This window comes from Citrobacter sp. RHB25-C09 (assembly GCF_013836145.1).
Taxonomy (GTDB): domain Bacteria; phylum Pseudomonadota; class Gammaproteobacteria; order Enterobacterales; family Enterobacteriaceae; genus Citrobacter_A.
In genome coordinates this window covers 221,180-244,808 of record NZ_CP057483.1, presented here as the reverse complement: position 1 = coordinate 244,808, position 23,629 = coordinate 221,180, and the positions used below count along the sequence as shown (strand labels likewise).

Annotated in this window: 18 protein-coding genes; 9 read left to right on the top strand and 9 right to left on the bottom strand. The window is 54.1% G+C overall.

Annotated features, from left to right (window positions below; translation table 11 throughout):
- Positions 1-73 precede the first annotated feature (73 nt).
- Positions 74-409, bottom strand: a complete 336-nt coding sequence (gene uspB, locus HVY19_RS01045; protein WP_181682593.1) for a universal stress protein UspB — start codon at positions 407-409, stop codon at positions 74-76.
- A 281-nt stretch (positions 410-690) separates the two neighbouring features.
- On the opposite strand from uspB, the gene uspA reads away from it, so the two are divergent.
- Together uspA and dtpB are read left to right on the top strand one after the other, a co-directional pair.
- Entirely contained in the window at positions 691-1,125 is a 435-nt protein-coding gene (gene uspA, locus HVY19_RS01040; protein WP_000323571.1) for a universal stress protein UspA, read from the top strand.
- 291 nt (positions 1,126-1,416) lie between these two features.
- Positions 1,417-2,889, top strand: a complete 1,473-nt coding sequence (dtpB, locus tag HVY19_RS01035) for a dipeptide/tripeptide permease DtpB (RefSeq protein ID WP_181682592.1) — start codon at positions 1,417-1,419, stop codon at positions 2,887-2,889.
- A gap of 45 nt (positions 2,890-2,934) precedes the next feature.
- Here the strand turns inward: dtpB and rsmJ are convergent, their stop codons facing one another.
- Together rsmJ and prlC are read right to left on the bottom strand one after the other, a co-directional pair.
- Positions 2,935-3,693, bottom strand: coding sequence for a 16S rRNA (guanine(1516)-N(2))-methyltransferase RsmJ (gene rsmJ, locus HVY19_RS01030; protein WP_181682591.1), 759 nt, complete (start codon positions 3,691-3,693; stop codon positions 2,935-2,937).
- Between the two features lie 7 nt (positions 3,694-3,700).
- Entirely contained in the window at positions 3,701-5,743 is a 2,043-nt protein-coding gene (prlC, locus tag HVY19_RS01025; protein ID WP_181682590.1) for an oligopeptidase A, read from the bottom strand.
- 207 nt (positions 5,744-5,950) lie between these two features.
- Between prlC and HVY19_RS01020 the strand changes: the two genes are divergently transcribed.
- Positions 5,951-6,793 carry a 23S rRNA (adenine(2030)-N(6))-methyltransferase RlmJ gene (locus HVY19_RS01020; protein ID WP_181682589.1) on the top strand — a complete coding sequence of 281 codons (843 nt, stop codon included), beginning with the start codon at positions 5,951-5,953 and terminating at the stop codon, positions 6,791-6,793.
- A 71-nt stretch (positions 6,794-6,864) separates the two neighbouring features.
- Positions 6,865-8,217 carry a glutathione-disulfide reductase gene (gene gorA, locus HVY19_RS01015; protein ID WP_181682588.1) on the top strand — a complete coding sequence of 451 codons (1,353 nt, stop codon included), beginning with the start codon at positions 6,865-6,867 and terminating at the stop codon, positions 8,215-8,217.
- A gap of 47 nt (positions 8,218-8,264) precedes the next feature.
- Here gorA and HVY19_RS01010 read toward each other — a convergent pair whose 3' ends face one another.
- On the bottom strand, positions 8,265-9,659 hold the full coding sequence (locus HVY19_RS01010) for a cytochrome c peroxidase (RefSeq protein WP_181682587.1): 1,395 nt from the start codon (positions 9,657-9,659) through the stop codon (positions 8,265-8,267).
- A 317-nt stretch (positions 9,660-9,976) separates the two neighbouring features.
- Between HVY19_RS01010 and HVY19_RS01005 the strand changes: the two genes are divergently transcribed.
- Positions 9,977-11,626 (top strand): alpha,alpha-trehalase, encoded by a 1,650-nt coding sequence (locus HVY19_RS01005; RefSeq protein WP_181682586.1) that lies wholly within the window; start codon positions 9,977-9,979, stop codon positions 11,624-11,626.
- A 99-nt stretch (positions 11,627-11,725) separates the two neighbouring features.
- Here the strand turns inward: HVY19_RS01005 and HVY19_RS01000 are convergent, their stop codons facing one another.
- The 3 genes from HVY19_RS01000 to HVY19_RS00990 form a co-directional block, all read right to left on the bottom strand.
- A complete protein-coding gene (locus tag HVY19_RS01000; protein ID WP_181682585.1) occupies positions 11,726-13,309 on the bottom strand; it encodes an STY4199 family HEPN domain-containing protein in 1,584 nt (527 codons plus the stop codon).
- Between the two features lie 298 nt (positions 13,310-13,607).
- Positions 13,608-14,207: a response regulator transcription factor gene (locus tag HVY19_RS00995; protein ID WP_181682584.1), complete on the bottom strand. Its 600-nt coding sequence runs from the start codon at positions 14,205-14,207 to the stop codon at positions 13,608-13,610.
- Between the two features lie 343 nt (positions 14,208-14,550).
- Positions 14,551-15,309, bottom strand: coding sequence for an SDR family oxidoreductase (locus HVY19_RS00990; RefSeq protein ID WP_181682583.1), 759 nt, complete (start codon positions 15,307-15,309; stop codon positions 14,551-14,553).
- A gap of 119 nt (positions 15,310-15,428) precedes the next feature.
- Here HVY19_RS00990 and HVY19_RS00985 point away from each other — a divergent pair, with 119 nt between their 5' ends.
- From HVY19_RS00985 to HVY19_RS00975, 3 genes are all read left to right on the top strand, one after another.
- Positions 15,429-16,328 (top strand): LysR family transcriptional regulator, encoded by a 900-nt coding sequence (locus tag HVY19_RS00985; RefSeq protein WP_181682582.1) that lies wholly within the window; start codon positions 15,429-15,431, stop codon positions 16,326-16,328.
- Positions 16,329-16,374: 46 nt separating this feature from the next.
- Entirely contained in the window at positions 16,375-17,325 is a 951-nt protein-coding gene (gene yhjD, locus HVY19_RS00980) for an inner membrane protein YhjD (RefSeq protein ID WP_181682581.1), read from the top strand.
- Positions 17,326-17,618: 293 nt separating this feature from the next.
- Positions 17,619-18,941: an MFS transporter gene (locus HVY19_RS00975; protein WP_181682580.1), complete on the top strand. Its 1,323-nt coding sequence runs from the start codon at positions 17,619-17,621 to the stop codon at positions 18,939-18,941.
- A gap of 46 nt (positions 18,942-18,987) precedes the next feature.
- Here HVY19_RS00975 and HVY19_RS00970 read toward each other — a convergent pair whose 3' ends face one another.
- A complete protein-coding gene (locus tag HVY19_RS00970; protein WP_181682579.1) occupies positions 18,988-21,048 on the bottom strand; it encodes an AsmA family protein in 2,061 nt (686 codons plus the stop codon).
- 76 nt (positions 21,049-21,124) lie between these two features.
- On the bottom strand, positions 21,125-21,892 hold the full coding sequence (gene pdeH / locus HVY19_RS00965; protein ID WP_181682578.1) for a cyclic-guanylate-specific phosphodiesterase: 768 nt from the start codon (positions 21,890-21,892) through the stop codon (positions 21,125-21,127).
- Positions 21,893-22,123: 231 nt separating this feature from the next.
- Between pdeH and HVY19_RS00960 the strand changes: the two genes are divergently transcribed.
- Complete coding sequence (locus HVY19_RS00960; RefSeq protein ID WP_181682577.1) at positions 22,124-23,053, top strand: sugar kinase; 930 nt, start codon at positions 22,124-22,126, stop codon at positions 23,051-23,053.
- Positions 23,054-23,629 lie beyond the last annotated feature (576 nt).

The window sequence follows — 23,629 nt, the reverse complement described above, 5'->3', positions numbered from 1 at the left end:
CTGAAAGCTGCGCGCCATCAGGCAGAATAAAAAATAATGAGCGGGTCAGGAAACTGGCCCGCTTTTTTATTGCTCAGTGCCAAATCATTAAAGCAATCAAACTCACCACCACCAGACCACAGAGCGCGCTGGTCAGAATGAACTGACCGCGTACCCGTTCGCAGCGGCGGATAAACTCATCATCATGATGATCGCGATAGCGCTGGGCGTAGATATACCACACCAGACGCATTTGCTTGTTGGGTTGGCCGTGTGAGGTGAAAAAGCCTCCCCCATCCACGTACTGGTAAAGCAACGGATCGCATCCACGCAGTACCACCAGCAGCGCGCGTAGCGATGAGAAATAGCGTGCCATATTAACAATGCAAACGACACATAACGCCCAGAATAATGCGACGGTGCTTATCATACGACCTCCCCGGCGACTCGCCCACGGAGTTCCTCTCCGGGACTACCGCTCCCCGAAATCTGCCAGACCGTTCAATGAAAGAGTACGACAAACCGCTCGATTTGTTATAACGCATCCGCACGGTTCTCTCATTATTGTAGGAGATCAGTTAATTTTTTTGCCACAAGGTTAATCGTTATCAACACCAAAGCTTGAAAATTTTGTTTAACTGGGCCGTAATGAAAGTATCAGACGACGGCTTTCACTTTTAGTCATCGATAACTTAAGGAAGGAGTAACACTATGGCTTACAAACACATTCTCATCGCGGTAGACCTCTCCCCGGAGAGCAAAGTTCTGGTAGAAAAAGCGGTTTCTATGGCCCGCCCTTATAATGCAAAAGTTTCCCTGATCCACGTAGATGTGAACTACTCTGACCTTTACACAGGCCTGATCGACGTCAATCTGGGCGACATGCAGAAACGTATCTCCGAAGAAACCCACCACGCGCTTACCGAACTGTCCACCAACGCAGGCTACCCGATTACCGAAACCCTGAGCGGCAGCGGCGATCTGGGTCAGGTGCTGGTTGATGCGATCAAGAAATACGATATGGATCTCGTGGTTTGTGGTCATCATCAGGACTTCTGGAGCAAGCTGATGTCCTCCGCGCGTCAGTTGATCAACACCGTCCACGTCGACATGCTGATTGTTCCGCTGCGCGACGAAGAAGAATAATTCAGCGTCGACTCTTGCTCTGCCGGATGACGGCTAACGCCTAATCCGGCCTACGCATCATACACACACGCCCGAAAGCGCCCACTTATGTGGGCGTTTTTTTATTTCCTTAGCGATTCATTCCAGCCCATGAAACATAATTAGTGTGATCGACTAATTAGATCGAAAACTATCTGTATAATAATCTATTCATTCAACTAATGACCGCAGTCTATAACGGGGTCAGAGTTTTTCGGCGCGTTTTGTTTTACGCGCCATACTTTTCGGGACGGCATTGAAAGGCGAAGAAATATGAATACATCTGCACCAACGGGTTTGTTACAGCAACCCCGCCCGTTCTTTATGATCTTTTTTGTCGAATTATGGGAACGTTTCGGCTACTACGGCGTTCAGGGCATCCTGGCGGTTTTCTTTGTTAAACAGCTTGGTTTCTCTCAGGAGCAGGCGTTTATCACTTTCGGTGCCTTTGCCGCGCTGGTATATGGGCTGATCTCCATCGGCGGCTACGTGGGCGATCACCTGCTGGGTACCAAACGCACGCTGGTGCTCGGCGCAATTGTGCTGGCGTTGGGCTACTTCATGACTGGGATGTCGCTGCTCAAGCCGGATCTGATATTTATCGCACTGGGGACAATCGCCGTCGGTAACGGGCTGTTTAAGGCCAACCCGGCGAGCCTGCTTTCCAAATGTTATCCGCCTAAAGACCCCCGTCTGGATGGCGCATTCACGCTGTTCTACATGTCGATCAATATCGGCTCGCTGCTGTCGCTCTCGCTGGCACCGGTGATTGCGGAGAAGTATGGCTATGCCGTCACGTACAACCTGTGCGGCGCCGGGCTGATTGTCGCGCTACTGGTCTACTTCGCCTGCCGGGGCATGGTGAAGAATATCGGTTCCGAACCGGACCATCTGCCGATGAGTTTCCGCCATCTGCTGTACGTGCTCCTCGGCACCGTGGCGATGATCTTCCTCTGCGCCTGGTTGATGCACAACGTACAAATCGCCAATCTGGTGCTCATCGTTCTGTCGATAGTCGTGACCATTATCTTCTTCCGCCAGGCCTTTAAGCTGGATAAAACCGGGCGCAACAAGATGTTCGTGGCGTTTGCCCTGATGATCGAAGCGGTGCTGTTTTACATTTTGTACGCGCAGATGCCGACGTCTCTGAACTTCTTCGCCATTAACAACGTGCATCATGAAATTCTCGGTTTCACCATCAACCCGGTGAGCTTCCAGGCGCTGAACCCGTTCTGGGTCGTGGTTGCCAGTCCGGTGCTGGCAGCCATTTACACCCGCCTTGGCAGCAAGGGTAAAGACCTGACGATGCCCATGAAGTTTACCCTCGGGATGTTTTTGTGCTCGCTGGGCTTTTTGACCGCCGCTGCCGCAGGCATGTGGTTTGCCGATGCACAAGGACTGACGTCGCCGTGGTTCATTGTGCTGGTTTATCTGTTCCAGAGTCTTGGTGAACTGCTGATTAGCGCGCTGGGACTGGCAATGGTCGCCGCGCTGGTGCCGCAGCACCTGATGGGCTTTATCCTGGGGATGTGGTTCCTGACGCAGGCGGCCGCATTCCTGCTGGGGGGCTATGTGGCGACGTTTACCGCCGTACCGGAAAACATTACCGATCCACTGCAAACATTGCCTATCTACACCGGCGTGTTCAGTAAAATCGGTCTGGTGACACTGGGCGTGACGGTGCTGATGGCGCTCATGGTACCGTGGCTCAACCGGATGATTAATACGCCGGATGGTACGAAGTAAGGTGAGTGCCGGATGGCGGCTTCGCCTTATCCGGCCTACAGGTCGTTAATCCACCAACGGCGTGCCGGCATAAATGTCAAACCGGTGGCCTTTGGTGACGACGGCGTTTGGTGTGGCGACATCTGCCAGCGGTGGCGCGTAGTCCGGGCGCTTCACGACCACGCGTTTGGTGGCCAGTTGGCGCGCGGGTTCCAGCAGCCCATCGGCATCCAGATCCGGTCCCACCAGCGACTGAAATACCCGCATCTCTTTCTTAACCAGCGCGCTCTTCTGCTTATGCGGGAACATCGGGTCCAGATAGACCACCTGTGGGCGTGGGGTGATATCCGTTAGCGCCGACAGACTGGAGGCGTGGATCAACTGCAAACGCTGCTGAAGCCAACCGCCAATTTCCGCATCGGCATAACCGCGCGCCAGACCATCGTCGAGCAGCGCCGCAACTACTGGGTTACGCTCCAGCATCCGCACGTGACAGCCTACCGAGGCCAGCACAAAGGCATCGCGTCCCAGACCTGCCGTGGCATCCACCACGTCCGGTAGGTAATCCCCTTTAATGCCCACCGCCTTCGCCACCGCTTCACCGCGACCGCCGCCAAACTTACGCCGGTGCGCCATCGCCCCACCGACAAAATCAACGTAAATACCGCCGAGCTTTGGTTCGTCGCGCTTACGCAGTTCCAGATGTTCCGCCGTTAACACCAGCGCCATCAGGTTATCTTCATCGTGCTCCAGCCCCCAGCGAGCGGCCAGATCAGATAAGGCGCCGTTTCCGGCGCCCGTTTCATCGACTAAGCAGATCTTCACGTAACAATCAGCCTTTGATTCCGTAATGCTCAAGCATGGCATCCAGCTTCGGTTCACGGCCACGGAAGCGCTTAAACAGCTCCATAGGCTCCTCAGAACCCCCGCGCGTCAGGATGTTGTCGAGGAATGACTGTCCAGTCTCGCGGTTGAAAATGCCCTCTTCTTCGAAGCGGGAATAGGCATCTGCCGCCAGTACATCGGCCCACAGATAGCTGTAGTAACCCGCAGCGTAGCCGCCTGCAAAGATATGGCTGAAGGCATGCGGGAAGCGCCCCCACGTTGGTCCCGGAATCACGGCGACCTGTTTCTTAATTTCAGCCAGCGTTTCGAGGATTTTAGCCCCCTGCTGCGGGTCAAATTCCGCATGCAGACGGAAGTCGAACAGGCCAAATTCCAGCTGACGCAGGATAAACAGCGCCGCCTGGTAGTTTTTCGCCGCCAGCATTTTATCCAGCAGCGCTTTCGGCAACGGTTCGCCCGTCTCGTAGTGACCTGAAATAAACGCCAGCGCATCCGGCTCCCAGCACCAGTTTTCCATGAACTGGCTTGGCAACTCGACGGCATCCCACGGCACGCCACTGATCCCGGAAACCCCGGCGGTTTCAATGCGGGTCAGCATGTGGTGCAGACCGTGACCAAATTCGTGGAACAAAGTGATCACTTCGTCATGGGTGAACAGCGCCGGTTTGCCGTTTACCGGGCGGTTAAAGTTACAGGTCAGATAGGCGACCGGCTTTTGCAACGTGCCGTCTGCTTTACGCATCTGGCCGACGCAGTCATCCATCCACGCCCCGCCGCGCTTGTTTTCACGGGCATACAGGTCAAGATAGAAGCTGCCGCGCAGTTCGTTGTTTTCATCATACAGTTCGAAGAAACGCACGTCCGGATGCCAGGTATCCACATCTTTACGCTCTTTCGCGGTGATGCCATAAATACGTTTTACCACTTCGAACAGGCCGTTAACGGCTTTGTTTTCCGGGAAATACGGGCGAAGTTGTTCGTCGCTAATGCTGTACAGATGCTGTTTCTGTTTTTCGCTGTAATACGCGATGTCCCACGGCTGTAACTCATCTACGCCGAACTCGGCTTTGGCGAAGGTGCGCAGTTGCGCCAGCTCTTTCTCGCCTTGCGGACGTGCACGTTTCGCCAGGTCGGTTAAGAAGTCGAGCACCTGCTGCGGGTTTTCCGCCATTTTGGTAGCCAGCGATTTGAACGCGTAGCTGTTAAAGCCCAGCAGTTGCGCCAGTTCGTGGCGCAACGCAAGAATTTCCGCCATGACCGGGCTGTTGTCCCATTTACCCGCATTCGGTCCCTGATCGGAGGCGCGCGTGCTGTAAGCGCGGTACATCTCTTCACGCAACGCCTGATTGTCGCAGTAGGTCATCACCGGCAGATAGCTTGGAATATCCAGCGTCAGCAGCCAGCCTTCTTGTTCTTTCGCTTCCGCCTGCGCTTTGGCCGCCGCCAGCGCGCTTTCCGGCATTCCCGCCAGCTCGCTTTCATCGGTAATCAGCTTCGTCCAGCCCATGGTGGCGTCGAGCACGTTGTTGCTGTACAGGTTGCCCAGTTCAGACAGGCGAGTGGCAATTTCACCGTAGCGTTGCTGCTTATCTTTCGGCAGGCCAATGCCGGAAAGTTCGAAGTCACGCAGTGCGTTATCGACCGCTTTTTTCTGTGCGGTGCTGAGCGTCGCGTAATGGTCGCCGTCGCGCAGGTCGCGGTACGCTTTGTACAGGCCTTCATGTTGCCCCACCCAGGTACTGTATTCAGAGAGCAGCGGCAGGGTTTGTTCATAGGCTTCACGCAGTTCAGGACTGTTTTTTACGGAATTTAAATGGCTGACCGGCGAGAACAGTTTTCCCAACACATCGTCTACTTCCGCCAGCGGCTGGCAGAGATTTTCCCATGTGTACGGCGCGCCCTGCGCCACCACGCGTTCTACATTTTCGCGGCAGTCGTTCAGCGCTTTGGTGACGGCTGGAACCACATGCTCAGGCTTGATTTGGGAAAATGGCGGTAGCTCGAAGGGGGTCAATAAAGGATTGGTCATTAGCGCCGTCCTGTTTGAATAAGGTGAATGTAGCGCGCATCCGGCGCTGTGCAATATCCCTGTAGAATGGGGATAAGTGTAGAGGATTTCAATGCCGGACGTTGTGGAAAGTGCCCGGTGGCGCGGAGCTTACCGGGCCTACGGGTAATCTGCCCTTTTCTGCGGTAAACTGTGGCCAATCGTTTATTTAGCGGAATTTAATTACCCATGCTCAGTTATCGCCACAGCTTCCACGCTGGCAACCACGCCGACGTCCTTAAACACACCGTGCAGAGTCTGATCATCGAGTCACTCAAAGAGAAAGAAAAGCCGTTTCTCTATCTGGACACCCATGCGGGAGCAGGCCGTTATCAGCTTAGCAGCGAGCAGGCTGAGCGTACCGGTGAATATCTGGAAGGGATTGCCCGCATCTGGCAGCAGGATGATTTGCCTGCCGAGCTGGAACCGTATATCAGCGTGGTCAATCACTTCAACCGCAGCGGCCAGTTGCGCTACTACCCCGGCTCGCCGCTGATCGCCCGCCAGTTGTTACGTGAGCAGGACAGCCTGCAACTGACGGAACTGCACCCGAGCGACTTCCCGCTGCTGCGCGGTGAATTTCAGAAAGATGAACGTGCCCGCGTCGCCCGTGCCGATGGCTATCAGCAGTTAAAATCCAAACTTCCGCCGGTTTCCCGTCGCGGCCTGATCCTGATCGACCCACCTTACGAAATTAAGAGTGATTACCAGGCCGTGGTTGCAGGTATCAACGAAGGCTATAAGCGTTTTGCGACTGGCACTTATGCCTTGTGGTATCCGGTGGTATTACGCCAACAAATCAAACGCATGGTCCACGATCTGGAAGCCACTGGCATCCGTAAGATTTTGCAAATTGAGCTGGCAGTACGCCCGGACAGTGACCAGCGCGGCATGACCGCCTCCGGGATGATTGTCATTAACCCGCCGTGGAAGCTGGAACAGCAGATGAACAACGTGCTGCCGTGGCTGCACAGCAAGCTGGTGCCAGCCGGCACCGGGCATGCGACGGTGAGCTGGATCGTACCGGAGTAATCGCAGCCATTGGTGGAACCAATTGATTTCAGGTATACAATCGCGGCAATCAGAACTGAAGGATAAGACGCATGAGCAAACATTATGACTACGTCGCCATCGGCGGCGGCAGCGGCGGTATCGCCTCGATTAACCGTGCAGCGATGTACGGCCAGAAGTGTGCGCTAATTGAAGCTAAAGAGCTGGGCGGCACCTGCGTGAACGTCGGCTGCGTGCCAAAGAAAGTGATGTGGCATGCTGCGCAAATCCGCGAAGCTATCCATATGTACGGCCCGGATTACGGTTTTGATACCACCATCAATAAATTTAACTGGGATACGCTGATTGCCAGCCGTACCGCTTACATCGACCGCATTCATACCTCGTACGACAACGTGCTGGGGAAAAACAATGTTGATGTGATCAAAGGCTTTGCCCGCTTTGTCGATGCCAAAACCATCGAAGTCAACGGCGAGACGATCACCGCCGATCATATTCTGATCGCCACCGGCGGTCGTCCGAGCCACCCGGATATTCCGGGCGTGGAATACGGTATCGACTCCGACGGTTTCTTTGAGCTCCCGGCGCTGCCGGAACGCGTCGCGGTGGTTGGCGCAGGGTATATCGCCGTCGAACTGGCGGGCGTGATTAACGGTCTGGGTGCTAAAACGCATCTGTTTGTGCGTAAACATGCGCCGCTGCGCAGCTTCGACCCGATGATCATGGAAACGCTGGTGGAAGTAATGAACGCCGAAGGGCCGCAACTTCACACCCACGCCATTCCAAAAGCGGTGGTAAAAAACGCCGACGGCAGCCTGACACTAGAACTGGAAGATGGTCGTAGCGAAACGGTCGATTGCCTGATTTGGGCGATTGGGCGTGAACCGGCGACGGACAACTTCAACCTCGCAGCAACCGGGGTGAAAACCAACGAAAAAGGGTACATCATCGTCGATAAATACCAGAACACGAATGTGGATGGGATTTACGCGGTGGGTGATAACACCGGCGCGGTAGAACTGACACCGGTCGCAGTGGCGGCAGGCCGTCGCCTTTCAGAACGCCTGTTTAACAACAAGCCGGACGAGCATCTGGACTACAGCAATATTCCGACCGTGGTCTTTAGTCACCCGCCTATCGGCACCGTGGGCTTAACCGAACCACAGGCGCGCGAGCAGTACGGCGACGACCAGGTGAAAGTGTACAAATCGTCGTTTACCGCGATGTACACCGCCGTCACCTCTCATCGTCAGCCGTGCCGCATGAAGCTGGTTTGTGTAGGACCGGAAGAGAAGATTGTCGGCATCCACGGTATCGGCTTCGGCATGGACGAAATGTTGCAGGGCTTTGCGGTGGCGCTGAAGATGGGCGCAACCAAAAAAGACTTCGACAACACCGTGGCGATTCACCCGACGGCGGCAGAAGAGTTTGTGACGATGCGTTAATCGTTAATAAATGCCGGATAAGCGCAGCGCTATCCGGCATCAGTTTATTATTTATTCTGCACGTACGGTGTATACACCCCGGTCTGACTTTCAAGGAAGGCGACAATATCGTCGATATCCTCCTGCGGAATCTCTTTACCCACCTGATAACGCAGCATCAGCTTCACGGCGCCATCCAGCGTGGGAACATCACCCCGGTGGAAGTACGGTGCGGTCAGCGCTACGTTGCGCAGGGTCGGGACCTTCTGGCGTAATTTATCGCGCATTTCATTGGTGACATTCATTCGACCAATATCCGCTGCGGTGATCTCACCAAAGTTAAAGTCCTTCTTCAGCCCCAACGGTTCGAAAGAGCGGCCGCCGAGGATAATCCCACCGTGGCAGGTGGCGCATTTATTATCTTTAAACAGCTGATAGCCATGCTTCTGCTGCGCCGTCAGCGCATTTTCATCGCCGCGCAGCCACTTATCGAACGGTGAATCTGGGGTAATCAACGTTTTCTCGAACTCGGCGATCGCATCGGTAATGGTGTCGCCGCTGAACCCTTGCGGATAGACCGCGAGGAACTGCTGCTTCAGTACCGGATCGGTATCCAGTTTGGCGATGATTTCATCCCAGGATTTCGAGGCCATTTCAATGGGGTTCAATGGCGGCCCACCGGCCTGCGCCTGAAGAGTTGGCGCACGTCCATCCCAGAATTGCTCAACGTTGAAGGCTGAGTTAAAGACCGTGGGGGCATTGATTGGCCCTACCGCACCCCCGACGCCAATCGATGTTTTCCGGCCGTCGACCCCGCCTGCATTCAGCGCATGGCAATGGGCACAGGAAATGGTGCTGTCGCCGGACAAACGCGGATCGTGATATAGGGTAAAGCCAAGCGCGACTTTTTGCGCATCGGTTGGGAGGGTTTTAGGGATCGGCTGGACCGGTTCATTACGATGTTGCACCGCCGTGTCGCTGCTGGCGTAATACTGCTCGCGTTGTTTCGCAATCCAGCCCAGAATCTCGGCGCGCTCTGCATCACTCACCTTACCGGCCCAGTGCAGCGCGGTATAGCGCGTTGGCGGCATGGTTTCATATTGCATTACCCATTCAATTTTATTCAGATCGCTTTGTGACACCGCTTTATCAGTAATTAACGCCTCGCGAACGGCGTCCAGATTGAAAGATTTATAACCGAGCTGAATATCATAATTCATCAGCTGTTTCGCGATGGGAAAAGAGGAATAAAAAGGTAATTCTGCAGAAGGTGTATGGCAATAATCGCATCCCTTTTCGCGTAAAAATCCCAGAACGTGATTATTTTCTTCCTTAGATGAACTTTGTACCGTTACGGACTGACTGCGCTCTTTCTCGTGAAACCAGACGTAAGCGGATAATCCTAAATAACAGATAGCGATGCCTGCGATAGCTATCGCGGTAAGACGGGGAATGATTTTCATTATTTTACCCTCACGGTTGTGAGTTATTGTGACCCAGAAAATAAAAAGTAGGGCGGGGTGTCCTTCCAGGACCCTGCCATATTAAAAAAGCGTGGGATAATGAAATTGATAATTATCAATTAAATACATGGGCGCAGGCTATCGTTGAGATAGCTTATCCCTATTAATCGTGTGGTTGTTAAGATTCATAATTCGTTGCAATCGAATGTTCCGAAAAACGCGCTTCTTCCCCACACACCGAAGCGAATGACTACCCTTAAATAAGAGCCGGGCAACGCCCGTATCCTTTATGCCGCAATCCGGAGGTCCTTCTCATTATGGTCAACCAGATACTACAACAGCTCCCGTCAGAGGAATTCACGATCGAAGCCGATCTGATCTACGAAACGGATCCGTGCGAGTTGAAGCTGGATGAGATGATCGAGGCAGAGCCGGAACCTGAGATGATTGAGGGGCTTCCCGCCTCAGACGCCCTGACGCCTGCCGATCGCTATCTTGAACTGTTCGAGCGCGTGCAGTCCGAGCGCATTTTTGCCGACAGCAAAACCTTCCCTGACTGCGCCCCCAAAATGGACCCGCTCGATATTCTGATCCGCTATCGTAAAGTCAGACGTCACCGGGATTTCGACCTGCGCCGGTTTGTCGAAAATCACTTCTGGTTGCCGGAAGACTATTCCAGCGAGTATGTCTCTGACCCCAAAAACTCGCTGAAAGAGCATATCGACCAGCTCTGGCCAGTGCTGACGCGCGAGCCTCAGGATCATATTCCGTGGTCATCGCTGCTTGCGCTACCGCAGTCCTATATCGTGCCCGGTGGACGATTCAGCGAAACCTACTACTGGGATTCCTATTTCACCATGCTGGGGCTGGCGGAAAGCGGTCGCGAGGACCTCCTGAAGTGTATGGCGGATAACTTCGCGTGGATGATTGAAAACTACGGCCATATCCCGAACGGCAACCGGACCTATTATCTGAGCCGCTCGCAGCCGCCGGTATTTGCCCTGATGGTCGAGCTGTTTGAGGAAGACGGCGTACGCGGCGCACGCCGCTATCTGGACCATTTGAAGATGGAATACGCCTTCTGGATGGATGGCGCAGAGTCGCTGGTGCTCAACCAGGCCTATCGCCATGTGGTCAGAATGCCGGACGGTTCGTTGCTTAACCGCTACTGGGATGACCGTGACACGCCGCGAGATGAATCGTGGCTGGAAGATGTGGAGACCGCCAAGCACTCGGGTCGACCGCCCAATGAGGTGTACCGCGACCTGCGCGCCGGTGCGGCTTCGGGTTGGGATTACTCCTCCCGCTGGCTGCGCGATGCCACCCGACTGGCGAGCATTCGCACCACTCAGTTTATCCCTGTCGATCTCAACGCCTTCCTGTTTAAGCTGGAAAGCGCGATCGCTAATATTTCTGGGCTGAAAGGCGAGCGCGACGTGGAAGCCGAATTTCGCCAGAAGGCCAGCGATCGCCGAGCCGCCGTGAATCGCTATTTGTGGGATGAAGAGAACGGCTGCTATCGCGACTACGACTGGCGCCGCGAGCAGCTGGCGCTGTTTTCCGCTGCCAGCATTGTGCCGCTGTATGTCGGGATGGCAAGCCATGAGCAGGCGGACCGCCTGGGCGACGCCGTTCGCGCCCGGCTGCTGACCCCTGGTGGCATTCTGGCAACCGAATACGAAACCAGCGAACAGTGGGATAAACCAAACGGCTGGGCGCCGCTCCAGTGGATGGCGATTCAAGGGTTTAAGATGTACGGCGATGACGCGCTCGGCGATGAGATTGCCCATAGCTGGTTGCAGACGGTGAACCATTTTTATCAGCAGCACCACAAACTGATCGAGAAATACAATATCGCTGGCGGTACGCCGCGCGAAGGGGGCGGTGGGGAATATCCGTTACAGGACGGCTTCGGCTGGACTAACGGCGTGGTGCGGCGATTGATTGGTTTATATGGGGAACCCTAAAGGATTGCCTGAGGGCGCTACGCTTATCAGGTCTACAGAGGAACATCGCCTTGTAGGCCGGGTAAGGCGTAAGCCACCACCCGACAATCCATATCTACGTTACCGAATAACGTCGTAAATGTCGGTATGGATTGCCAGCCATTTTTTGTTGCTCTCGTTAGGTTCAGCCGCAGCGCGCAGCCTTGCCTGTTCGGCGTCATATCGTTGGTCCGCCACAACTGCTGGCGATGTGCAGAAATATTTCAGATACGATTTATATTCAGTGGTGAGTTTCGCACCGTTGGCCATTGCATGACCAAGGGTACCGATAAACCGTCGACACGGCTTGTCTTCATCCATTAACGAAGGGTAACGCAACAGCAGTTGCAGCACTTCCGAATTACCGCGAGCAAAAGCAGTCTCGGTCCATGAAACCTGCCAGTGCATTCCACCTTGTAGAAATAACGCCGTCACCCGCGCATCGTTGCGATCGATTGCCGAGCGCATTGTGGGCACATCCCAGGTCACGCCCATTTCAGTAATCGTCTCCCGCGCGGAGCGGATTTCACGTTTCGGTTCGGCCTGTAAAATCTCGACGTTCGGCGCGTGTGAGGGCGGCTGTGAACTGATGAGCCATCCACCGCCACCGACAATAGCAATCACCATAATGCCTACCAGGCCCCAGAGCACCCCGGTGACAATCTGCTCGCGCTCCTCCGCGGTACGCTGCGTCCGCTTACGCATCGGCTCAATATTCTCACCAATCGCCTTTTCGTCATCTCCGGCCTGGCGGGCTTTTTTGCGCACATTTTCCCAGTATTGCTCCAGCTCGCCTTCCTCGACGATCATCAGCGTGGCTGGATTGACGCGAGCGCGCCCCTGTTCAAACGCCCGCTGTACAGGGCGGGCAATATGCTGATACTGACAGGAAAGTAGGGTGAGTTGCGCTGCTGATAAGGGCTCTCCAGACAGCACGCGGTTGCGAGCCTGCCGGCAATCATCAAGAAACGCCTGTAGCGTTAAGCGTGGTTCGACAAACAGCGTCAGCCCTGATGCGTCGTTAAATATGCCGGAGTAGTGACGGTTGAAGGTCTTTTTATCAACAATCATCAGCGCCAGTTCACTGAAAAGCATCCCGTCGAGTGGATTCTGGCTACCGCTTTGTTTGATCCAGCGTCTAAGCGCATCAGCACCAAAATTCTCTTTCAGAAAAGTGTTCAACTGCTGTTTATCAGGCCACATCTGTGTGATCAGGCCGTTCAGCGTCAGTTCAATGGTGCGAAGCTGACGCTCTGCACGCATTTGCTGACTGTGATCGGTCTCCTCGATATCGGTCTGGTACTTTAGCTGCGGCTGTTGCGCGCGTAATTGCTCAAGGAACGTGACGACCCGCAGAGCGGCCATTAACTGATTTTCTGTTACATCCTGTCCGCTATCATACTGCGGGACGCGCTGTTGGAGCTGACGAAGCTGCAAGGTGAACTGGCTCAATTGCGCGTCGTTCAGTTGCAGGCGTTTCGCCACCGTTCCCCAACCGCCTAAATTCAGTCGTGCCTGCTCTAACTGTTCCAGAAACCAACGCGGATCTTTGCCATCCGCAACGTAAATTCCCAATTGCATCAGTATTTCCACCGAGGCTTGCCGGATAATCCCCAGGCAGTGCTCGAAAGTGGAACGGGTCGTCTGTAAAACGCTAATCGTCATTATCTTTCTTCACCTTAAAGAGACTCTGGGTGGAGTATGAGAAATTTTGTTTTAGTTCATTGTTTTAATTATAAGTTTTCATATATATATCAAGTTCAGGATAAATTACAGTGACCTCGACCTGAACAGCGAGAAATTTTTTGTCCTGAGGAATAATCAGCGTAGAAAAGTGAAAATAAGGGCAACATGCGACAGAACGAAGGGGAAAATGAAACTGGAAATTTAGCTTAAAAAGAAAAATTCCACTTAATCACTATTTCACGGCCGAAAGCGTCAGCCGTGAAATAACGGTGATGCGTTAAGGCTGGAACAGGAGCATCGCCGCCTGGGTGCGGTTTTTGACATCCAGACGTCGATAAAGTGATTCCAGATGCGCCTTCACCGTACCGGTACTGATATTTAACGCGCGGCTAATTTCTTTATTAGATTCCCCTGCCGCCAGCATCGTGAGTATTTCCCGCTGCCGGGCACTGAGCGCATTTATATCCCGATACTCCACCGGAGGGGGGGTTAATAAAGCACCGGGCAAAAATAACATTCCCATGGCCACGCTGTTTAACGCCAGCACAAATTTCTCGGCATCGGCATCACGCGGAACCACCGCCAGAACATGATATTGCACCATCTCCTGCAACCATTTTTTGCTACAGTCCGAGACGACAATTAACGTTCTCACTCGTGGAAACTGCTGCGTTGTTTTTTGCAGCAACCAGCGACAGAATTCGCCGTCATAATCGCCGTCCAGCATCAGTACGGCATCCGGACACGCTTCCAGCTTTTTCCAGAGTTCATCAGCCTGACTGACGTCCTGAATAATTACTCCTGGAATTCGCTGTTCTAAACTGATTTTCATTCCATGAATAAAGATTGACTGCCTGTCAAACATGATGATGTTCATAACTCTCTCCACTCTTTTCGGGATGACATTAAGGAGCGAAAGGGTATTCCCCGATAGATAAAATAAAAACTCGCCATTTGGCGGTGGCCATTCTACCGATAACCCACAGGGAGAGAAGAACAAAAGACGATTCTTTACAGCTGAAACGTAATAATTACATCTTCGTCTAAAAGACGATCACTGAATTAAGGATTTCCTGATAAAGGAAGGGCAAAATAAATATTATTTTGTGAGAGTAACGAAAACGCATGTGAACGGGAACATTCACATGCGTGGAATAATGTAACAGAATTAAAATACGCATTTTTGGTTAATTTCGCGAATACCCCCAGGCAAACGCGAATTACAAAAACATCCCGCCGGACACCTCAATACGCTGCGCCGTCATCCATCCCAATTCATCGCTGAGCAGCGCAGCTATCGCATCGCCGATATCATCCGGTAAGCCCGCACGCCCCAGCGCAGTTTGCGACGCGACATAGGCATTCAGCTCTTTGTTATCCCGCAGGCGTCCACCGCCAAAATCCGTTTCTATCGCGCCGGGGGCGATGGCATTTACCGAAATGCCCCGCTCTCCCAACTCTTTCGCCTGATAGCGCGTCAGCACTTCCATCGCCCCTTTCATCGACGCATAGGCGGCATAGCCGGGCAGTGCGAAGCGCGCCAGTCCGGTTGAAACGTTGAGGATGCGTCCGCCATTTTTGATCAGCGGCAGCAGGTGCTGCGTCAGGAAAAACGGGCCTTTGAAATGAATACGCATAAGCTCGTCAAACATCTCTTCCGAGGTATCTGCATAAGGAGCGTAAAGACCAATGCCTGCATTGTTCACTAAATAATCAAACGTCTCACGGTTCCAGTGGTGTTTTAGCTGCGCTTTCACCTCTTGCGCAAAGGCCGAAAAGCTCGCACTTTCGCCGACATTCAATTGAATTGCGGCGGCTTTCCTGCCTTTCTTCTCAATCTCAGCCACCACGTCCTGTGCCGCCTGTTGCTGACTATGGTATGTAAACAAAATATCAGTTCCTTTGTCTGCCAGCTTAAGCGCGGCATTTTTACCCAGTCCACGGCTCCCGCCTGTGACTAATGCGATACGTTGCGTCATAAGAAACCTCATTTCAGGTGTTGTGATGATTGAGTACGAGCTTATTAGGTGCTAAAAAAACAATAAATAGCGCCAATTGCATATCACTGTTTCATTCAGAACAATAATAGGGTGTAAGGATGGATAAAATACACGCAATGCAGTTATTCATTCGCGTCGCGGAGCTGGAGAGTTTTACTCGTGCCGCCGACACCCTCGGACTCCCTAAAGGTAGCGTATCGCGCCAGATTCAGGCGCTGGAAAACGCGCTGGGCACGCAACTGCTTCACCGGACAACGCGGCGGGTACAGCTCACACAAGACGGGATGGTCTATTACGAGCGGGCGAAAGAGGTGTTGAGCAACCTGGATGAGCTGGATGGCCTGTTTCAGAATGATCCCTCCAGCATCAGCGGTAAACTGCGGGTTGATATGCCGGTTATCGTGGCAAGAAAACTGGTGATTCCCCGATTGCCCGCGTTTATGCAGCAGTATCCGGGGATTGAACTGGAACTGAGCAGCAGCGACCGGATGGTGGATTTGATTCGCGAAGGCTTTGACTGTGTGGTGCGTATCGGCACGCTAAGAGATTCCGGCCTGATCGCGCGTCCGCTGGGTAAGCTTACGGTTATTAACTGCGCCAGCCCGCAGTATCTGGAGCGCTTTGGTTACCCGGAGAGGCTTGACGATCTCGCCTCACATGCCGTGGTGCATTATGCGTTGAACCTGGGAACGCGGCCGTCAGGTTTTGAATTCGCCACCCCCACCGGTACCCAGTGGATCAAAACCGGGGGCTCGTTGACGGTCAACACGACCGAAAACTACCACGCCGCCTGTCTGGCAGGACTTGGCATCATCCAGGTTCCTCGCGTTGGCGTTCGGGAAGCCTTACGCAGCGGAACCCTGGTGGAGATCCTGCCGCAATACCGCGCCTCGCCGATGCCGGTTTCTCTGCTTTACCCACATCGACGTAATTTATCGCGCCGGGTTCATCTGTTGATGGAGTGGCTGAGCGGGGTGATGAAAGACTACGTGGACTGACACGCTATACTGACCATGAATGAACAAAAGAAGGACGATTGATCTGATGACGCAGGATAACGACGTAAAACCCTCCATGCAGAAACTGAAAGCGGTGACGACCACGGTTAAAAAAATCCAGCGCATCCCGATGATTGCGCATCTGATCCGCGCCACTGAGCGCTTTAACGACCGTTTAGGCAATCAGTTCGGTGCCGCCATAACCTACTTCTCGTTTCTGTCGATGATCCCCATTCTGATGGTGTCGTTTGCCGCCGCCGGTTTTATCCTCGCCTCCCATCCGACGCTGTTGCAGGATATCTTTAATAAAATCCTGACCAACGTCAGCGATCCGACCCTTGCCGCTACTCTGAAAAACACCATTAATACCGCAGTACAACAGCGTACTACCGTCGGACTGGTGGGTCTGGCGGTGGCGCTCTACTCCGGGATCAACTGGATGGGGAACCTGCGCGAGGCGATTCGCGCGCAGTCGCGGGACGTTTGGGAGCGCACACCGCAGGATCAGGAGAAAATCTGGATTAAATATCTGCGCGATTTTGTCTCGCTGATTGGTCTGTTGATTGCGCTGATTGTCACGCTGTCAATCACCTCGGTGGCCGGTTCGGCACAGCAGATAATCATCTCCGCGCTGCACCTCGACAATATCACATGGCTGAAACCCGCATGGCGACTGATTGGCCTGGCCATCTCGATTTTCGCCAACTACCTGCTGTTCTTCTGGATTTTCTGGCGCTTACCGCGTCATCGTCCACGTAAGAAGGCATTGATTCGCGGCACGTTTATTGCGGCTATTGGTTTTGAAGTGATTAAGATCATCATGACCTGGACTCTGCCGGCGCTGGTGAAATCGCCTTCCGGCGCGGCGTTTGGCTCAGTGTTGGGGCTGATGGCTTTCTTCTACTTTTTTGCCCGCCTGACCCTGTTTTGTGCCGCCTGGATCGCCACCGCTGAGTATAAAGACGACCCACGGATGCCGGGTAAAACACATCGTTGAAGCGTTGTTTGATGCCGGATGGCGACGCATGTGTCGCCATCCGGCAATTATAATGCCATCCACTCTTATTGATTCAGCAGATAAATCCAGTCATTAACTTTTATTTAACCAAAAACCAGTTTTTTCCACCAACTTTGAAATTGTGTGAAGCATTTCATAGACGTGAAATGTCTGGCATAAACATTATCCCCTTTTTGGCTACTTTTTCGCCGTTTCGTTGCCTTGTTACAGATTGAAATGTCGCTTTTGCTGTGCGTAATATGGCCCTTCGTTCGACAAAATAAGAAAATAATATGCAAGCAACCGCCACCACACTCGACCATGAACAGGAACACGTTCCGGTTAACTCACGTAACAAAGTCGTCGTTGCCTCACTCATTGGCACCGCCATTGAATTCTTCGACTTTTACATCTACGCGACCGCCGCTGTTATCGTTTTCCCGCACATCTTTTTCCCGCAGGGCGATCCGGCGGCGGCCACGCTACAGTCGCTCGCAACCTTCGCCATTGCCTTTGTCGCCCGTCCGATTGGCTCCGCGGTGTTCGGCCATTTCGGTGACAGAGTGGGACGCAAGGTCACGCTGGTGGCTTCTTTACTGACGATGGGGATCTCGACGGTGCTGATCGGCCTGCTGCCAGGCTACGCCACCATTGGTATCTTCGCCCCGCTGCTGCTGGCGCTGGCCCGTTTTGGTCAGGGTCTGGGGCTGGGAGGGGAATGGGGCGGCGCAGCGCTGCTGGCTACCGAGAACGCCCCGCCACGCAAGCGCGCACTGTATGGCTCATTCCCGCAGTTGGGCGCACCGATTGGCTTCTTCTTTGCCAACGGTACCTTTCTGCTGCTCTCCTGGCTGCTCACCGACGAACAGTTTATGAGCTGGGGCTGGCGCGTACCGTTTATCTTTTCTGCGGTACTGGTGATTATTGGCCTGTATGTACGCGTATCGCTGCACGAAACGCCGGTGTTTGCTAAAGTCGCCGCCGCAAAAAAACAGGTCAAAATCCCACTGGGTACGCTGCTGACGAAGCATGTTCGCGTGACGATCCTCGGCACCTTCATCATGCTGGCAACCTACACGCTGTTTTACATCATGACCGTCTATTCGATGACCTTCAGCACCGCCGCCGCGCCGATTGGCCTTGGCCTGCCGCGTAACGAGGTGCTGTGGATGCTGATGATGGCGGTAATTGGCTTTGGCGTGATGGTCCCCGTCGCAGGACTGCTGGCCGACGCATTTGGCCGTCGCAAAAGCATGGTGATCATCACCACGATGATTATCCTGTTTGCCCTGTTCGCCTTTAAACCGCTGCTGGGGTCAGGAAATCCGGCGCTGGTATTTGCCTTCCTGCTGCTGGGGCTGAGCCTGATGGGGCTGACCTTTGGCCCGATGGGCGCACTGCTGCCGGAACTCTTCCCGACGGAAGTGCGTTATACCGGCGCATCGTTCTCCTATAACGTCTCTTCGATTCTGGGGGCCTCCGTTGCGCCCTATATCGCCGCCTGGCTGCAGTCCAACTATGGACTGGCAGCGGTGGGGATCTATCTGGCGACGATGGCGGGGTTAACGCTGATTGCGCTGCTGTTAACCCATGAGACGCGTCACAAGTCGCTGTAATGCCTCTGTCGGATAAGACGCTCACGCGCCTTATCCGGTCTGCACGCTACTTCTTCATCTGCGACAATATCGCCCGGCACTGATTGGCATCGCCCTCAGACGGTGAAATCAGCGCCAACAGCGCGGCGGCAGGAGTCACTAACGTCGCCAGCGCTGCCGCCACTGCACCACGGGCAATGAGCGGACCCGGCTTCACTCCGGCCTGCGGGTTTTTAAACGACCCGCGCACATACAACGGTGAGCGCAGGGTAATAATGCGAATGCCTTTGCTCTCTGGATCGATGGTTAAATCCAGCTGTTCAGAAGCAAAGCTTGCCGTTCCGGTAATATTGATCAAGGCATTTTCGGTGTCGAAGGCGAAAATTTGCGGACGCGCCACGCCGTTGACCACATCGAGATTTGCCGCCGCGCAGTTCACCAGTACTTCATCATCGCCAAAGATCTGCCCGACGATATAGTTACCCACGTTCAGTCCGACAATCTCCATCAGGTTGCGACTAATTAACCCATCATTCATCAGCAGTTTCAGGTTGCCGTTGCTATTACCCAGCAGCGCCGCCACCGAATTGCCGCTACCACGAAGCTCAACGTCGCCATTCATTTCACCGAGCGTTTTCTGCATCAGTTCAACGTCCGGCATCAGTTCTTTGAGCTTCAGCCGCCGCGCCTGAACATCGGCGCGCCCCTGCATTGGCGATTTATCCCCTTCCAGATGAATGTTTGAGCTGATGCTGCCCCCCGCCAGGCCGAACTTCAGCGGCTTCAGATGCAGATCGGCATTTTTCAGAATGATATGCGTGGAGAGATCGCTAATCGGCAGGCTGCTGCCGTGCTCAATGCGCCGCCCTTTAAAGCGCACGTCGGCATCCATCACATCCCATTTGTCCGTTTCGAAGCGATCGTTAGGCAGCACTTTGTCCGACGGTTGCGTCCCCTTTTCGCCTTTTTTCTGCTCCGCACGCTTCGACTGTTCCGCACCTTTGCCGGAGTCCACGCCGATCAGTGGGCCTAAATCAGCCAGCCTGAGCTGGCGTGATTCCACGTCGCCCTCCAGTTTCGGTCGCGGCTTACCGGTGGTATAAGTCAACGAGCCGTGAACATCACTGTCGCCAATCCGCCCGTTAAATCCGCGATAATCAAAGACCGAGGACGTTTCGCTATCAATCTTCGCCACCAGCCGACCGTCCGTTTCAAACGGCGGCGTATCCGGTAACAGTACGCCCGTCAGGTCATACAGTTCGCCCAGCGAATCGCCGGAAAACTTCAGTTGCACATCGACGCCGCCCATTTTCATCGGATCGTTGACCACGCCGACGAACGCCACCCGGGTATTGCCGGATCGAAAATCAGCCTGTACCGGGAACGGTGCCCCTTCACTACGTAGCGCCAGCATACCGCCGATTTTCCCCGTCCCGCTAAGCGGCTCGCCGTTGTAACGCCCTTTCGCCTTCAGGCCAAAAACGTAATCCGCAACTTTCTCTTTTTCCTCTTTCGCTTTTGATCCCGTCACTTCGCTGAACGGCAGCGGTTTACCCAGCGGATCGACCAGGATCTCAATATCGGCTTTACTGACTTTGTCATCGACAGTCACTCGCCCCTGATCGAACAGAATGTTGTCCAGCCGGAAAGACCAGCCGGAGGGCTGCGCATTAGGATCGTTGTTCTCCTCTTTGGCGAGATCAAAGGTCCAGTTATTGTTCTTTTCTGAGAGCCGAATCAGTCGCGCATCCGGCTTCACCAGCTTGATCCACGGCAGCCAGACGGTTTTTGTGAATAACGCGAGTGGCGCAAGCGTCGCTTCCACGCGAGGAAGGTGGATCATGGTGACTTCGGGGATATCGGGCGGGTTACCAAGAAGAATATCTTCCGCATGGACATGAGGCCACGGCACCCAGCTTCGCCAGCCCGTTTCCTGCTTTTGGCGTTCCCAGACCACGCCCAAATCGCCGCGAATGGCGAACGGTCGGTTGAGTTCGGTAGAGACTTTCTGGTTGATGGTCGGTTTGAGACGATTCCAGTCAAATGTCGCAATCAGGATGATAACCACGACGATCAACAACAAGAAAGTCCCTGTTATAGCAGTAACAATCTTACCGGTTTTGCTCATGCTCGGCGTTCCTCACTTCTGTTTTGCCTGTCCTAAAGATAGTCCAGTCAGCGGAAATGTAAGGAATTCGCCGGGTTTAAAGCGTCAGAATGACCTCGTCGAGAAGATTAAATGGGACCGGACGAGAGAGGAAATAGCCTTGCGCTGCAAAGGCTGGCGAGTTTTGCACGTCGCGCCACTCCTCAAGCGTTTCGATTCCTTCAACAATGACCCCGCGGCAATAGCGATTCATCAACTGCAGCAGCATCGTGAAAAGAGTACGCCCTTCCGGCGTCTGACGAAGCATGATGAACAGTTCGCGGGCCACTTTAATATAGTCATAGCGAACTTCGCTTAACGCCGAAAAGTTTGCCATCCCGGTACCGAAGTCATCCAGCCAGAGGGGACCAAACTCACACATCCCGGCAAAGGTGGCATCTTTTGGCAGTTGGATGTGCTCCACCAGCTCAAAGCGCAGCCAGGACATCCGTTCAATCATTTTCAGCAACTCTGGCTGCTGACGCATGGCAATGAGTGTTGGGCCGTCGACATTCACTGACGCCAGCAGATCATGGTGTTGGAAAAACGCGGCTTTTTGTTCCAGTAACTGCAGTTGCTCTTTCACCACGTCGATGCGATGGCGAACCGTCACTTCCGCAAAATAGCGGTCAGGTGCGATGCGTTTACCAGGATCGTCCGGATGCGTGACCACCGTCAACAGTTCCACGGCCAACAGGCGACCGTTGGTCTGGTAAATAGGTTGATATGTGTAAGCACGCTCACACTGCAACCAATAACGCCGATCCTGCAAGCTTTCTACGCTCGCCTCGGAATTTCTTAGCTGCTGGATAACCTGGTTTATCATCTCAGATGTCCCGTGAATAAGAGTGAAGCGGCCCGGACTCGTCAAAGGTTATCGGCGCGCAAACGGAGAACTTTACGTTCAGGGAAAGGCAAAAGAGTCACGGGCGGCAAAAATCTGTTCAGAATACGGACTGGCTCAAAAAAAATAATGGAACGTTGTTTTAATATGATTGACCATTAAACACCCTCGCGCGCACACTAGCGCAACTTTATCCAGAGCAGGTTCACGACTATGTCCAAAAAGATTGCCGTGATTGGCGAATGCATGATCGAGCTGTCCCAGAAAGGCGCTGACGTTCAGCGTGGCTTCGGTGGCGACACGTTGAATACTTCCGTTTACATCGCCCGCCAGGTCGATGCGGCGGCACTTTCCGTTCACTACGTCACCGCACTGGGTACGGACAGCTTTAGTGAACAGATGCTGGCGTCATGGCAGAGTGAAAACGTCGACACCTCTCTGACACAGCGGATGGAGAACCGTCTGCCGGGTCTGTACTACATCGAAACCGACAGCACCGGCGAACGCACCTTCTATTACTGGCGTAATGAGGCGGCGGCAAAATTCTGGCTGGAGAGTGAGCAATCGCCAGCGATCTGCGAAGAGCTGGCAACGTTTGATTATCTTTATCTAAGCGGCATTAGCCTGGCGATCCTCAGCCCTGCCAGTCGTGACAAGCTGCTGTCACTGCTGCGGGAGTGTCGCGCTAACGGCGGCAAAGTCATTTTCGACAATAACTACCGTCCGCGCCTGTGGGCCAGTAAAGAAGAGACGCAGCAGGTTTATCAGCAGATGCTGGAATGTACCGATATCGCCTTCCTGACGCTCGACGATGAAGACGCGCTGTGGGGCGCGAAGCCGGTTGAAGAGGTGATTGCACGTACGCACGCTGTCGGCGTACAGGAAGTCGTGGTCAAACGCGGGGCGGACTCTTGCCTGGTGTCCATTCACAGTGAGCCGCTGCTCGACGTACCGGCGGTGAAGCTGCCTAAAGAAAAAGTGATTGATACCACCGCCGCAGGCGACTCGTTCAGCGCCGGGTATCTGGCGCTGCGCCTGACCGGTAGCGACGCGGTTGCGGCGGCGAAACGCGGCCATCTGACCGCCAGCACGGTGATTCAGCATCGCGGGGCGATTATCCCACGCGATGCCATGCCACAGTAAAACGCCCTTTTATTCATTTGCCCATTGCCGGATGGCGGCTACGCCTTATCCGGCCTACAGACAATGCTCAACTGTAGGCCCGGTAAGCGTCGGCGCCACCGGGCAATGTGCCGGATGGCGGCTAAGCCTTATCCGGCATACAGACAATGCTCAACTGTAGGCCCGGTAAGCGTCTGCGCCACCGGGCAATGTGCCGGATGGCGGCTGCGCCTTATCCGGCATACAGACAATGCTCAACTGTAGGCCCGGTAAGCGTCTGCGCCACCGGGCAATGTGCCGGATGGCGGCTGCGCCTTATCCGGCATACAGACAATGCTCAACTGTAGGCCCGGTAAGCGTCAGCGCCACCGGGCAATGTGCCGGATGGCGGCTACGCCTTATCCGGCCTACTAACAATGCTCAACTGTAGGCCCGGTAAGCGTCTGCGCCACCGGGCAATGTGCCGGATGGCGGCTGCGCCTTATCTGGCCTACAAACAATGCTCAACTGTAGGCCCGGTAAGCGTCTGCGCCACCGGGCAATGTGCCGGATGGCGGCTAAGCCTTATCCGGCCTACAAATCAGGCATTTAAAGACG